We start from the raw sequence: 14,031 nt of genomic DNA, 5'->3' as shown, positions 1-14,031 counted from the left end.
TCTTGCAGCTTTCCTTCTCCGTGACCTCTGTGTACTCCGTGGTAAATCGCTTTTTTTTTAACGAAGGCCAAGAGCATTTTCACCACAGAGCGCTACGCTACACGGAAAACACGGAGGTAAATATGGCTACTTCCAACGGGGACGAGTTGTAACTTTAGGCAGCGCGTAAAGAAATGAGTATTGAGGATACACAGAGGTGATTAGTAACACTACTTGACTATGATCCAGAGTAATCTAGTCGTTCCTATTATTTGATTGCCTCTGCTAGCTCAATAATGAACATAATATCGAGTGATATTAAATCCTAATAATTTGACGAATAGCGGAACTTATCGATCATAAAATCTAAAAATAATCGAATTCGTTTCGGTTGATACTGTTTACTAATGTACACCACGTTTAAGTCGGCACTCGATACTGAGGTCGATGCATTGAAATTTTTCATATAACCATTGAGCACTGTAACAAGTCGTAGATTATCAATATCATCTTGAATGTCTAAAACGGATTTAAGCGCAATGCCAGCCCCTTCTAAAGCCCAGCATCGAATGACTTCTCCATCATCAGAAAAACGCTTAGGGACAACCGTGATTGCATTTCTTTTATCTTGATCTTGAAAGTGCCAGGTCTTTAACTCCTCGTTACTACGAAGCATTGCTAGGCAATGATGATGCACTAAATCCTGTGGTGTTAATGGTGTGCCATATTGCTTCAAATATGCAGGTGAGGCGCATAACACCCGTCTGCTAGCCGACAATCGCCGCGAGATCAAGTTACTATCAGCAAGCTCACCATAACGAATAACAATATCCATACCCGACTCGGCAATGTTAGAGACATTGTCGTTCAAATATAAATAAGGCACAACATCAGGATATAGCTTACAAAACTCAGACACTATTGGAAGAATATATTGTTTACCGACATCCTTTGGCGCCGCGATTTTTAGTGAGCCTTTCACCTCTTTAACACCATTTTGAATCAGGTCTTCTGTTTCATTGACGTTATCTAAAATCTCAATACAGGCTTTATGATAAAGCGCTCCAGAATCTGTCAGCGATATGTGTCTGGTACTGCGATTAAGCAACTTCACCGCATACCTTTGTTCAAGTGCCTGCAACCTTGCCGTCATTGTGGCAGGGGAAAGGCCGATATCGCGCCCAGCAGCGGCTAACCCTTGATGCTTCACAATGCTGACAAACATTTCCATATCAGAAAACTTATCCACGCCCTCTCCTATTATTCAGCTTATACGAATAATAACTTCGTATTTAGACCAATTATCAAACCTTACCGAATAAATATAATAGCAACTGTTATCAAGAACAACAGCAAGGAACCAATTATGAACCAGAACCTAAATCAGAAAAAGACAACTTACGTGATCATTGGTGGTACATCAGGTATCGGTGAAGCAGTGGCAAAACACGTCAATAATGACAATACCATTGTCCATGTTGCCAGCCGCATGACGGGGTTAGACATCAGTGACGAGACTGCTGTACATCAGTACTTTGAGTCCATAGGCCCTTTTGAACACTTAGTCGTTACAGCAGGTTCATATGCTCCTGCTGGAAAAGTAGCGGATGTCACCATTGAAGAAGCAAAACACGCCTTTGATATTAAGTTTTGGGGGGCCATCAATGTGACTAAACATGCGGCAAGATACATGACTCCCAAAGGAACAATCACCCTGACCACTGGCATGCTGTCGCGTAAAGTCGTTGCTAATACTTACGTAAAAACCGCTATCAATGCCGCGCTAGAGGCCGTGACAAAAGTGCTAGCTAAAGAGCTTGCGCCGATTAGAGTCAATGCGATTAGTCCAGGCTTAACCATGACCTCAGCATACAAAAATATGGATGCTAGCTCACGTAACGCCATGTACGAAAATGCTAAACGCAATTTACCCGCAGGTATCGCGGGGTCGGCTGAAGATATTGCGATGGCTTATGTCATGGCAATATCCAACCCCTATATGACGGGTTCGATCATCGATGTCGATGGCGGCGCACTCGTCAATTAGCACATCAACCTACCAGGTGTGCCAAGCCATGCCGAGCAAATCTTAACGTAACCAAGGTGATTAATCATGAACAAAGCAAAGATGCCGTTTCAGGTATGGATACTCACACTCGCAGCCTTCGCTATTGGCACCGCTGAATTTGTTATTGCGGGTATTCTTCCGCAAATAGCCACATCACTATCGATTACAGAAGGCCAAGCAGGATACTTAATTAGCGCATACGCGCTAGCCATTGTGATTGGTGGTCCTATCTTAACCATCTATCTAGCCCGCTTTAATAAAAAATGGGTGCTCATTGGGCTCATGGCTTTATTCATTGTCGGCAATATAATGTCCGCATTAGCACCGACTTACAACTTACTACTCTTAAGTCGCGTTATTGCCGGATTAGTTCAAGGACCTTTTTATGGGATTGGAGCTGTTGTAGCGACAAACCTAGTGTCGGAGAAAATGGCGGGTCGCGCCGTTGGTCAAATGTTTGCAGGTTTAACACTTGCCAATGTACTTGGGGTTCCCGCTGGCACTTGGATTAGCTTAAAGTTTGGCTGGCACAACACCTTCTTTATTGTGGCCGCTTTTGGTGCCATCGCTATGATTTCAATTTTAATATCTATCAAGTCGACTGGGCATGGGGAAGCAAAAAATATTAAGGCTCAGCTAAAGGCATTCAAAAACCCAATGCTGCTTATCAGCCTAGCAATCACTGCATTAGCCTGGTCAGGTTTCATGGCGTTATATGGATACATAGCACCAATAGCAACCCATATTACAGGCTATAGCGAAGATGCCGTCACTTGGATTTTAGTTATTGTCGGGCTTGGTCTCATCATTGGTAACACGCTTGGTGGACGCTCGTCAGACAAGGATCTAAGAAAAGCCTCTATGTTCTGGGCTATTGCAATGATTGTCTCATTGATTATTGTCGGTCTGGTAATTGATAATCCGATTCTACTTATTGTTGCCCTCTTTGTATTCGGTATCGCGTCATTTGCAAACGTCCCCGCGATGCAGCTTCGGGTGATGAACCATGGTGGTGAAGGTCAAGAACTAGCGGCAACTGCCAATATATCGGCATTTAACTTAGCCAATGCATTTGGTGGTTTCCTAGGAGGAATGGTACTCGATAGCCACTTAGGTGCGGGCATGATCCCTTACGCGGCCATTATAGTGCCAATTATTGGTGTGTTCTTTATCGCTAAAGCCAACCAGCGTGAAAGTCGCAATGATAAGTTAGACACCAACCTGGCAAGTGCTAATCACTAACCTTCACTTAATAGCGAGCGAAAATAATAGCCCTAACTGAAATTCCCCGCTTATTCGATGAATAAGCGGGGAAATTTTCCAGCACTTGCCTCTCTGATAGTGAGTTAATTAAACAGGAGCCTGCACTTTATAAACCAAAGTAACATAAGCCCAATAGACGTAGGGTCTAGGCCGAGCGTATGCGTAAGAAGTTCTGGGTTATGCCTCTGATGAAGTATTAGATAATGAAGGACTTATTCTTAAATCTATTGCACTTATTCTATATACTCCAGCAATGAGATTAACCCACTCAAGATTAAAATAAGTCGTGGTTAACGAATAAAACTTAATTACTAATTAAACACCTCTTACTTGCAACTAAAGAACTACAACCTTCATATGCAATTAAAAACTTGCATGAGAGAGATGAATTTAATTCATCAAAAAATAAAGACTTACATTTTAACACCCTAATATTCAATTGATCAAAACACTTAAGTATTGTACTTTGTCCGTCATTAATAATTACTTAACAAGTCAGGACAATTAACGAAACAAATATAAATAAATTGAAACAATAAATAGTTAGTCTACTACCAAACAAATAAGTTACATATTTCAAGGAGTGAAAATGTCAAACATTGAATTATTCATAGCATGGTTTACGGTCATGTTCCCTTTAGTCATAAGTCCTGGACCTGCAAATGTTGTATTTGCGGCTTCGGGTGCATCAATGGGATTTCGACGATCTTTACCTTTAATAGCAGGAATCGATATTGTTTTTGTTTTTTACTCTCTACTCATTGGTTTTGGCTTTGGGCCGTAATTCAAAGTAACAACACCCTTTTCAATGCAGTTCAAATATTAGGAGCAATATATTTACTCTATTTATCGTACCGATTTATTTCGCCTAAGGTAAAACAAAATAACAATTCAGAAAGTGCTTCCAATGCTAACTTTACATTCTTAAATGGTGTGATAATTCAATTACTTAACCAAAAGGGTTAATCATGTTGATACTAATGTTCTCTCTATTCTCATCATCAGAACAATCCTCATCAAACATACTCACATTATCTTTATGGTTATGTTTTTAAACGTATCTTCACACATGCTCTGGTCGCATTCGGTTCCCATATTTTAAGAAGAATGAATTCCGGTAGAAGTGAAAAAGTTCCAAGCTATTTTTTTTGCAACTTGTCTAGCGCTAGTTTCAATTTGGATAATAACTGAAATGGTTATTAATCTTTAACATTTAAATTTCAAGGATGGAATTTGTAATGCAGTATTATTCTACATGTATCATAGGACTAGGTCCTCGAGGGTTATCTGTATTACACAGAATACTTTGTCACGCAAAATCATCACCAAACATTAATATTTCTATTGCTATATTTGAACCAAATGAACCAGGTGTCGGTGTACACAGTACTGAGCAGCCCGATTACCTACTGTTAAATACCGTTGCTGGACAGCTATCTATGTTTCCTCAGGAAAATACATTGGTAGCCACCAGACTTGCAATGAAAATATCTCCGGCCCGACATTCTATGAGTGGTGCCAAGATCTAAATATACAAATTGATATGAATAATCATGTCACAAATCAATTAGGAAGGAATATTTCAAGTACAGACTATCTGCCAAGGCGTTTAGTCGGAGAGTATTTATCTTTCACATACAAAACCCTAATTGCTCATTGTCCGGCTAATGTAAGTATTCAACGATATGCAGATACCGTGAATGGAATCACTCCTCATCAGCTAGCCGATAGCCGATTAAGCTATAGTGTTCATAGCAACGAGCACCAGATTAATTGCCACTTTTTGTTCCTAACCCTAGCCATACAGGACAAAGAAAGATATTGCGAAAACTAAAACAAGTACAACCTTATACCCTATGCCAGCCGCATTTTCCCATATCAACCAAACAGATTTGGTTGGAATTGAAGGCTTAGGACTCGCAGCTATGGATGTATTATCCTGCTTAACCTTAGGTAGAGGTGGCAAGATAACGCGAACTGAAAAAGGAAAGATCCCACAATATACCCCTTCAGGAAAAGAGCCCAAAATTTGCTTATATTCACGCTCTGGAATGCCTTTTCGCGTTAGACCTGAAATAGCCGTAACCGACAAACGGCATCAAGCTATTTTACTCACAGCTAAAAGATTGGAACAACTCACAGCTAATGGAGAGCAAAGTGTTGATTTTGAAAGAGACTTCATCCCTCTTCTCTTACTAGAAATGCGAGCCGTTTATGTTTTAACCTTGATGGACTTGCAGCTAAGAAAGACTGTTGAGCAAAGCCTTCGACAACACGCCAATATCAGTACCTCTTCATTTCTAGATATATTAATCCCTATAGAAAATGATTTAGGCTGTTTTGATCCATGCCTGTATGTACAAGACACCTTACCAGAATTTGTTACCCCTATTGATTATCAAGCCTGGTTTAAAGAATTTATAATAGAGGATTTATCTTCAAGTTTAGAAGGAATTTCATCTAATCCAGTAAAAGCCTCTTTAGAAGTATGGCGTGATCTACGAGATACTATCAGAGCAATATCTGACTTTAATAAACTTACACCTAACTCTCACTCGCTGCTTTACTCTAAGTACTCAGGGATTGTAAATAGAGCAGTTGGAGGCCCTCAGAGAGAACGCCATGAAGATTTAATCGCATTGATGGACGCTGGAATAGTTGAAGTGACTACAGTTCACGGTACTGAATACAATCAGGAAGAGAACTCATATCAACTAAATTGTAAAGACGGCACTACCAGAAAAATGGACATCATCATTCCGGCTTATCTCGATAGTAGTGGAATCGGAAACAGCAACTCTTCAGTTTTAATATCTTTAAAAAATAGAGGTTTAATTTCAAAACAAAACAATAATTTAGGTTCGGACAGTATCAACATAAATCAATTACACCAAGTCATTTCCGAAAATGGTGAGGCAATAAGTAATATTTGGATACTGGGTCCTAATGTAGAAGGAACCACTTATTACAATCATTACATTCCGACATGTGGTGGTGTATCTAAAGCCTATGTAGATGCTGATATTGCAGTTATGAATTTCATAATAAATATCTAGTGTAGCACTAAAGATTTATAAATCAGTGTTTATTAGTACTTACTCTCAGACACTAAAATTATCAATGTTAATTTAAAGACAAATGGAGTTTTCTTATATGAACATTAATGAATCTATAAACCAGGTATTTATAAAGCTGGTAAAATTATCAGATTTAAAACCTTCTGAAGAGTTTTGTGAAAAGCATGTTGAATCTTTAGTACATAAGATTCAACATCAACAGAAATGGTCACATCCGATTTTAGTTGAGATAAATTCTAATGTTATATTAGACGGTCATCATCGATTTGCAGCGGCTAAAGTATTAAATTTTAGTCGTATTCCATGTTTTCTTGTTGACTATAACAACCCAGAAATCCACGTTTCTTGTTGGAATACTGGTAAAGAATTAAACAAATCAGAAATATTACAAAAATCATCTCAGGGTATCTTGCTTGAAAAGAAATCAACTAGACATTATTTTAACATTAACATGCCTATTCTATCTTCTTTTGAAGTCAATGACTTAAAAGGACATTCCTCATGATTCACAAATCTGAATTAGACTTGGTATTTGATGATATTTTCCTTGAAAATCATAGCATTTTGGATAATTCAAAACTTTTTTTGAAACTAGAAGGGTTCAATATCGGCGGTTCAATAAAAATGAAACCCGCATTGAAAATGATAAACAAACTTGAGTTACAAAATAAAATAAATGCTAACACCGCGATAATTGAAAGTTCTTCTGGAAATTTAGGTGTGGCACTCAGTATTATTTGTGCTTCTCGAGGTTATCCTTTTATTTGTGTTGTTGACCCCAATGTACTCCCAGCCTCTGAAAACTTGATGCGATCCTACGGTACAGAAATGATTAAGGTCACAAACAAGGACAGTAATGGCGGTTTTTTAAACTCTCGGATCGATTTAATAAAAGAGATGTGTAGTAAGAATGATAATTTAATCTGGCTCAACCAATATGAAAACATTGATAATATAGAAGCCCATTATTTAACAACAGCAAAAAGTATCTCACAAGAGTTTCCAGATTTAGATTATCTATTTATTGGTGCTGGAACTACTGGAACTTTGGGAGGGGTCAGTCAATATTTCAAAAAACACATGCCAAAGACAAAGTTGATCGCTGTTGACTCACAAGGTTCTATCACTTTCGGCGGCGTAGCTGGAAAACGTAAGATACCAGGATTAGGGTCAAGTAAAGTCCCTCCTATAAGTCAACACTCTTCATTTGATGAGATTATTCGGATCAGCGAGAAAAGCACCATTGAAATGTGTCACAGGATGGCAAAATCAGGCTTATTATTTGGTGGTTCAACAGGAACGGTCTTAGCCGGGGTAGAAGTATATAAATCAGCAATCCCGGCTAATAGTTCCGTTGTTGCCATCTCGCCAGACTTTGGCGAACGCTACCTCAGCACTATCTATAATCCGTCATGGGTGAATGAACATTTTCGTTAATAAAGATCAATGAAAAAAATTTATCCTAACCAACTCAACAAAGGAATGTATTGTGAATATGCCACCATTTAGCGTTATTGGCTCGACTGTTATTGAAAAGTGGATAAGCGGAAACAGTAGCACTATTATTGACCTCGTCGCTGAAAGCTATCAGTTGTTTGCAAAAGAACAAACTGTTTGCCCTGATAGCTATTTTTTACGTTATCCCAGTCAGCCCCAAAATCGAATCATCGCATTACCCGCCTCAATAGAATCAGGTAGCCCAGTTTCCGGTATAAAGTGGATTGCTAGCTTCCCTGAAAACTTAAATAATGGGTTGGATAGGGCTTCTGCTGTAATCGTTTTGAATGATCGCCAAACAGGATACCCCATGGCTTGCCTTGAGGGTTCACAAATATCAGCCAGTCGAACTGCAGCATCTGCGGTATTAGGGGCTAAATATCTACACAAGACTCCAGGAAAAATAGAACGTCTGGCAATTATTGGTAGTGGCCTAATCGCGCAAACAACAGTGAACCTTTTCAAGCGACTTGGTTGGGACATCTCTGAGCTGATCGTTATTGACCTGAATCCCAAAAGAGCTGAACAGTTTTGTGCACAGTTTCCAGACATTCAATCCCAAATAAGTAATGACATAGAAAGCATTAAACAAGCTGACATGGTGTTATTTACGACCTCAGCAATCACACCTCATGTAGAAAAAATGGATCTACTTGCCCATAACCCAACCATTTTACATATGTCTCTGCGTGATATTTCAGCAGAAATTATTCTTAAAAGTCAAAATATCGCTGATAATGTGGATCACGCAGTAAAAGCGAATACATCACTTCACCTTGCTGAGCTCCACTCTGGGGATCGCCAATTTATGGCTGGTGATATTGTGCAATTAATGAATGGAGAGTTTACAGCTGATTTTTCTGTTCCCAGAATCTATGCTCCCTTTGGAATGGGGATACTTGATATCATGATTGGATATCAAATACTCAAAGATAGTGATGCCAATCAAGTTACTAAATTGAATGACTTCTTCCCAACACCACTGTCATCCAAAGCTGTTTCATAACGAACAATATCCCTCTAACTAAGGTATTTTCTTACCTTAGTTAGTTAACTAATCAAACTGCTATTTGATGAGACTCATAGCCGCTAAAAGCGGTTGTAAGTCATCTTGGAGTCCCTCTGCTGTGTTATGGTCGCACATAAACATTAGCGTGACTGTCTCTTCAATAACATCCATGTTTGCCTCACGTAATTTATTCCAACGCTCTTCGGCAAGTAAATCTATTTACTTAGCCAGTTCGCTATCCCTAGCTCTCGCTCATGAGATCATGGCTACACCATATTCACCTTCCAACGGGGATAGATTGTAACTTTAGCTTTCATCTTGAATATTTAGGGATATATTTACTATGATCCTACTTTGTTATAACTCTACTGCCTTGTAAACAGAGGTTGGTTATTTATAAAGGTAACATTTTCTGCAGCATGGCAAGCCATGCAGGCAGCCTTGGCCTTAACTAAGCCTTGCTTGGCTTTAGTGAGGTCTTTACTGGTGAAGTCATTTTTGACTTCTGCCCAGGTATTATTAAGTAGAATAGCCTCGGCATTTTGACGTCTAGCAGGGCGTTTCATCAAGCCGTTCTCTATGGTTACCTTGATTTTATCCCAATGATAAGCCGCTAAATCAAAATTCTGATCTTTTATCGCTTGTACTATGCTGCCGTATCGCTCACCAACTTCCCACATAGGTTGATCGAAGCCACGTAAGTACTTCTCGATACGTTGATCTTTAACGCTGTCACTTGGCGCTTCGGTGATCCAGTGCTTCGACTGATGTGTACTTTCCTCAGCCGCAACCGCTATACCAGAAACACCTTGTGCAGCAACAACGAATAACCCGGTCATTAATAGTGAAGTAAATAATCCCCCTTTGAAATGGGTTTTAAGTACATCACCATCACTCCTAGTTTTATAATTCATTCACTCTTCCCCGCTCTCAAAGAGACCAACTCTAACAAAGTTAACATCGAAAAAATCTCGAAAATGTGCAAAGAAACGTAAAGGGTAAAAGTGTAAAGCAGGCCAACATATTGCTTGTTTCGCATAGGCATAATACAAGTTGGGACAGGCATATCTTTTCGTTCTAGACCATCCCCTATAAGACTCCGAATTATCTCAACTTGCATTGATTTCAGATGGCTATCCATCTCCTTGAGAACATTATCTAACCGTCATTCCGTCAACGCTTGAGCCTGTTCTAACCTCCTAGAATTCGCTTCAAGGCTTCAAGGCTTCAAGGCTTCAAGGCTTCAAGGCTTCAAGGCTTCAAGGCTTCAACTAAGAACTCTCTCAGTGCGACTAAGTTGCTGTCAAAACTTTTTCGATGCGCCACGACCATATTTAACGGCGACTTTTCTTTGCGGTAATCAGGCAGTAGCGATACTAAACGTCCTGCGGCAATATCCTCACGCACATCTAAGCAGGTTTTATAGACGATACCCACTCCCTTAACAGCCAATAAACGAAGATAATCGCCATCGTCTGATAAATGATTACCACTTACTTTCACGGAAACAGTGCTCGCATCTTTAAAAAATCGCCAATGACTGCTTAACATGTCGTCACTGTAAAAGTGTAAACAGTTATGTTTTACCAAGTCTTCCGGCGTTTTCGGCGTGCCATAGCGGGCTAAATAATCAGGTGAAGCACATAATTCCCGGACGGCATTACGCAGTATGGGTAAACACACTAAGGAGGAATCTTCGGGCTCACCGTAACGTAGCCCCGCATCTACCGTTTGCGAATAAAAGTCTGCGTATTTATCGCTTAACTTAACCTTCAAATTGATATCTGGATGGTGTAGTTGGAAATCCATCAAACAGCCAAGTAATGTGTTTCTACCTAGATCAGAAGGCACTGACAAGGTGATACTGCCTTTAAGCTTATCCCCTAAGATAGCTTGCTTACCAATATCTAAGTTCTCCAGTGCTTTAAGTGCGTAGGGTAAAAAATTTCGACCGCTCTGGGTGAGAGTTAAACTGCGTGTAGAACGCTGTAATAACCGAGTGTTCAGCTCAGCTTCCAAGCGCTTTACAGCCGCGCTAGTAGCGGCAGGAGTAATTGACAATTCACGGGCGACAGCAGAAAGATTCTTAAGTTCGCATGCCAGCACGAATATTTTGACGTCAAAAAATTTCATCATGATTTTCAATTTCTCGTTGAAAGTACTTTCGATTTTAAAGCTATTATAAGAAAAAGCCATCTCCTTTATGCTGCACGAAACCACCAAAGGAGAGTTACACATGACACTATTTCGTTCCCTCAAACTAGCCACTGTCACCCTGGCAACGTCGTTAATATTAAGCCTTTCGGCTCACGCCAGTAATTTCGAAAAGATCCCATTTGAAAAAGCGCTATTTGATCAACTTCAAGCTCAAGGCGATACCGTGCTTATCGATGTATTTGCCCCTTGGTGCCCAACGTGTAAGAAACAACAAGAGGTTATCGGCGACTATTTTGCAGCCCACCCCGATAGTGAGATAAAGGTGCTTGTCGTTAACTTTGATGATCAACCCCAATGGGTAAAGTTCTTTAAGGCGCCACGCCAATCAAGCCTGTATCTATACAAAAATGGCGAGCAACTTTGGTTCAGTGTGGCTGAAACCCGTGAGCAAAAAATCTTTTCCGCTTTGAACTCAGTGAGTATGTAATATGGATACCTTTGCCATACCACTGGCGTTTGCCGCGGGCATACTCAGCCTGTTATCGCCCTGTGTATTACCCATGATCCCCGTCGTTGCAAGCTCAGCAATGCGCAGTTCTCGCAAAGGCATAATTACCTTAGCGTTAGGGCTAAGTCTGTCCTTTGCGTTTGCAGGAACAGTGCTCACCTTTGCGCTGATTAGTTTGGGGCTATCGCCAGAGGTATTGCGGTACTTCTCGGCGGCTTTACTGCTGATCATTGCCGCAGTCATTTTAATCCCGAAAGCCGGAGACTGGCTCACACTAAAGCTGTCAATGCTCACCAGCCGACTGCCTAGCCATCAAGTCGATGGCGAAGGTGTAATGACACAATTTGCCGTTGGCGCATCGCTAGGTCTAGTGTGGCTGCCCTGTGTTGGCCCAACGTTAGGGGCTGCTATCGCCCTTGCATCGACAGGTCAAAGTATGGGCTCAGCTTTCATCATTATGCTGGCTTTTGGTATCGGTACCGCCATTCCTCTGATTGGTTTCAGCCTGTTAATGAAAAACTCACTGGGAAAATGGATCAGTGGTGGCGCGGTGGCCAAAAAAGTAATGGGGCTATCTTTAATCATTTTGTCATTGACCATTTTCACAGGCTTTGACCGCACATTAGAAGCGTTAGCACTCGACATTATGCCCGAGTGGCTCTACAACATATAAGAGAATACGATATGAAACTTACTCACTCCGCCATTATGCTCGTCGGCTTAACAACACTCTCGTCAATAGCAAGTGCCACAGAGAAAACCGTTAATACGCCTCAAGTTTTACCCAAAGTTATTTTCTTCGACGTTAACGAAACACTGCTGGATTTAGGCAATGTTGCCCAGTCTGTCACCCTAGCATTAGATGGTCGTGACGATTTGGTGAGTAGCTGGTTCACTACCATGCTGCATTACTCCTTGGTGAGTAACGCTATTGGTGAATATCATCATTTCGGTGAAATCGGCGTTGCAGCGCTGCAATTAGTCGCTAAACAAAATGGCATAGCCTTATCTCAGACCGAAGCGAATCAAGCGATTCAAGCGCCATTTCGCGATTTACAACCTCATCTTGATGTCATTATGGGCCTTAAAAAACTACAAGCTTCAGGCATCAAACTGGTCACACTGACTAACTCTTCAGATGCTGGCATAGAGAGCCAGTTGAAAAATGCCAATTTAACCCAGTACTTTGACGACTCATTAACCGTGCAACACCTGCAAGTGTACAAGCCTGATTTACGCGTGTATCGGTGGGCACTTGAACAGATGCAGGTCGAAGCAGATGAAGCTATGCTCATCGCCGCCCATGCATGGGACATTGCCGGTGCAGCCAAAGCTGGCATGCAAACGGGCTTTATTCAACGCCCCGGTCAATATCAGTTCGCGTTAGCAAAAAAGGCTGATTATGTGGCTGTCGATCTGATTGGACTGTCGGAGCAAGTGTTGACCAAGCAGCCATAACCTAGATAGGTATTACAGCTACGCCAATATCAACGTCTCAGAGGGGGTCGTTGATCCCTTCCCCAGTGTTAGAAATAAGAGCCTCTAAAAAGCTTATATGGACGGTAAATTCCCGACGAGGTAACGATCCTGCTTATGCCACTGAGGTGAAATGAGGAAAGTATGATCTGGCCCCACTTTTTATTGAACTTCATAGTGCTATAGTGTAGGAAGTTCTAAAATAATAAATTTCAGATCACCATTCAGGGGTTACCTATGCTAAATGAGAATCACGCGCTTATTTTCGATTTCCCAGAATATAAGCAAGACATTGTTTATTTGAATTATAAAGACGAAGCATTCACAAAACTATCCAAGCAGTATCACCTCCTCGATTATGATATTCGTCAGTTAGAAATTGATGGTAGTCCAACCGATGACGAGCACATGCACCAGCTAAAATTACAACGCGCGAACTTGAAAGACGTATTGTTCCAACGATTGAAAGCTCACCACGACGCCCCGATTACAACAAGCTAGTTCCAGAGCCTAAGTTCACTCCCGCGCCATTCCGGCAATGGTTTAGACTCTGTCATTCTGGCAATGCTTTTAGCCGGAATCCATCCTGTCATGCCGCTGTTTTTTAGGCCTAAACAAAATAATCTGTCGTCCCGGTGTCTTTTAGACCGGGATCTGGCTCTTTATGGCTATACAAAATACCTATGACATCGTCAAAGTTGTCGTGTATTGGCAAGAAATCCATTTACTTAGCCAGTTCGCTATCCCTAGCTCTCTCTCATGAGCTTGTGGTTACGCCACTGCTTGTAACAGTCAGAGCACCTTCCAACGGGGGGTTGTAGCTTGAAGCAGTGATTTGAAAAATTTACTCTGACTCCTCTAGGATTTAAAACATTTTAAATAAGAATATATTTAATTAAATCCACTATGTAAAATCTATATTTTTCCCAAACTAATATTTCAACATGCACCATGCCTCTAACTGAATTAGTTGTAGTGACTTACTTTCTATTTCCTA

Annotated in this window: 17 protein-coding genes; 14 read left to right on the top strand and 3 right to left on the bottom strand. The window is 40.7% G+C overall.

Annotated elements, in window-relative coordinates:
• Positions 1–304: 304 nt before the first annotated feature.
• Positions 305–1,228: a LysR family transcriptional regulator gene (locus tag FM037_RS04835; protein WP_144045072.1), complete on the bottom strand. Its 924-nt coding sequence runs from the start codon at positions 1,226–1,228 to the stop codon at positions 305–307.
• Positions 1,229–1,345: 117 nt separating this feature from the next.
• On the opposite strand from FM037_RS04835, the gene FM037_RS04830 reads away from it, so the two are divergent.
• From FM037_RS04830 to sbnB, 10 genes are all read left to right on the top strand, one after another.
• Complete coding sequence (locus FM037_RS04830; protein WP_144045071.1) at positions 1,346–2,026, top strand: SDR family oxidoreductase; 681 nt, start codon at positions 1,346–1,348, stop codon at positions 2,024–2,026.
• A gap of 66 nt (positions 2,027–2,092) precedes the next feature.
• Positions 2,093–3,289, top strand: coding sequence for an MFS transporter (locus FM037_RS04825; RefSeq protein WP_077754752.1), 1,197 nt, complete (start codon positions 2,093–2,095; stop codon positions 3,287–3,289).
• Positions 3,290–3,899: 610 nt separating this feature from the next.
• The gene (locus tag FM037_RS29145) at positions 3,900–4,094 is read left to right on the top strand and encodes a hypothetical protein (RefSeq protein ID WP_229381090.1); all 195 of its coding nucleotides are present in this window, start codon (positions 3,900–3,902) and stop codon (positions 4,092–4,094) included.
• Positions 4,007–4,276, top strand: coding sequence for a LysE family transporter (locus tag FM037_RS30320; RefSeq protein WP_407695651.1), 270 nt, complete (start codon positions 4,007–4,009; stop codon positions 4,274–4,276). Before FM037_RS29145 ends, FM037_RS30320 begins: the two co-directional genes overlap by 88 nt.
• A 260-nt stretch (positions 4,277–4,536) precedes the next feature.
• Positions 4,537–4,839, top strand: a complete 303-nt coding sequence (locus FM037_RS30315) for an FAD/NAD(P)-binding protein (protein ID WP_144045069.1) — start codon at positions 4,537–4,539, stop codon at positions 4,837–4,839.
• Positions 4,746–5,144: an FAD/NAD(P)-binding protein gene (locus FM037_RS30310; RefSeq protein ID WP_144048823.1), complete on the top strand. Its 399-nt coding sequence runs from the start codon at positions 4,746–4,748 to the stop codon at positions 5,142–5,144. Before FM037_RS30315 ends, FM037_RS30310 begins: the two co-directional genes overlap by 94 nt.
• Positions 5,145–5,235: 91 nt before the next feature.
• Positions 5,236–6,366 carry a hypothetical protein gene (locus tag FM037_RS04805; protein ID WP_144045068.1) on the top strand — a complete coding sequence of 377 codons (1,131 nt, stop codon included), beginning with the start codon at positions 5,236–5,238 and terminating at the stop codon, positions 6,364–6,366.
• Between the two features lie 97 nt (positions 6,367–6,463).
• Complete coding sequence (locus tag FM037_RS04800) at positions 6,464–6,892, top strand: ParB N-terminal domain-containing protein (RefSeq protein ID WP_185976959.1); 429 nt, start codon at positions 6,464–6,466, stop codon at positions 6,890–6,892.
• Positions 6,889–7,824 (top strand): 2,3-diaminopropionate biosynthesis protein SbnA, encoded by a 936-nt coding sequence (gene sbnA, locus FM037_RS04795; RefSeq protein ID WP_144045066.1) that lies wholly within the window; start codon positions 6,889–6,891, stop codon positions 7,822–7,824. Before FM037_RS04800 ends, sbnA begins: the two co-directional genes overlap by 4 nt.
• A gap of 58 nt (positions 7,825–7,882) precedes the next feature.
• Positions 7,883–8,890 (top strand): 2,3-diaminopropionate biosynthesis protein SbnB, encoded by a 1,008-nt coding sequence (gene sbnB, locus FM037_RS04790; protein ID WP_144048822.1) that lies wholly within the window; start codon positions 7,883–7,885, stop codon positions 8,888–8,890.
• A 368-nt stretch (positions 8,891–9,258) separates the two neighbouring features.
• Here the strand turns inward: sbnB and FM037_RS04785 are convergent, their stop codons facing one another.
• On the bottom strand, positions 9,259–9,807 hold the full coding sequence (locus tag FM037_RS04785; RefSeq protein ID WP_144045065.1) for a hypothetical protein: 549 nt from the start codon (positions 9,805–9,807) through the stop codon (positions 9,259–9,261).
• 337 nt (positions 9,808–10,144) lie between these two features.
• Positions 10,145–11,029 (bottom strand): LysR family transcriptional regulator, encoded by an 885-nt coding sequence (locus FM037_RS04780; RefSeq protein ID WP_185976958.1) that lies wholly within the window; start codon positions 11,027–11,029, stop codon positions 10,145–10,147.
• Between the two features lie 100 nt (positions 11,030–11,129).
• Here FM037_RS04780 and FM037_RS04775 point away from each other — a divergent pair, with 100 nt between their 5' ends.
• From FM037_RS04775 to FM037_RS04760, 4 genes are all read left to right on the top strand, one after another.
• Positions 11,130–11,537, top strand: a complete 408-nt coding sequence (locus tag FM037_RS04775) for a thioredoxin family protein (protein WP_144045063.1) — start codon at positions 11,130–11,132, stop codon at positions 11,535–11,537.
• A 1-nt stretch (position 11,538) separates the two neighbouring features.
• Positions 11,539–12,231 carry a cytochrome c biogenesis CcdA family protein gene (locus FM037_RS04770; RefSeq protein WP_144045062.1) on the top strand — a complete coding sequence of 231 codons (693 nt, stop codon included), beginning with the start codon at positions 11,539–11,541 and terminating at the stop codon, positions 12,229–12,231.
• 11 nt (positions 12,232–12,242) lie between these two features.
• Complete coding sequence (locus FM037_RS04765; protein ID WP_144045061.1) at positions 12,243–13,016, top strand: haloacid dehalogenase type II; 774 nt, start codon at positions 12,243–12,245, stop codon at positions 13,014–13,016.
• Between the two features lie 255 nt (positions 13,017–13,271).
• On the top strand, positions 13,272–13,535 hold the full coding sequence (locus FM037_RS04760; RefSeq protein ID WP_144045060.1) for a YdcH family protein: 264 nt from the start codon (positions 13,272–13,274) through the stop codon (positions 13,533–13,535).
• The last annotated feature ends 496 nt before the right edge of the window (positions 13,536–14,031 follow it).

The organism is Shewanella psychropiezotolerans (assembly GCF_007197555.1).
GTDB lineage: Bacteria > Pseudomonadota > Gammaproteobacteria > Enterobacterales > Shewanellaceae > Shewanella > Shewanella psychropiezotolerans.
This window is presented reverse-complemented; position numbering and strand designations above follow the sequence as displayed.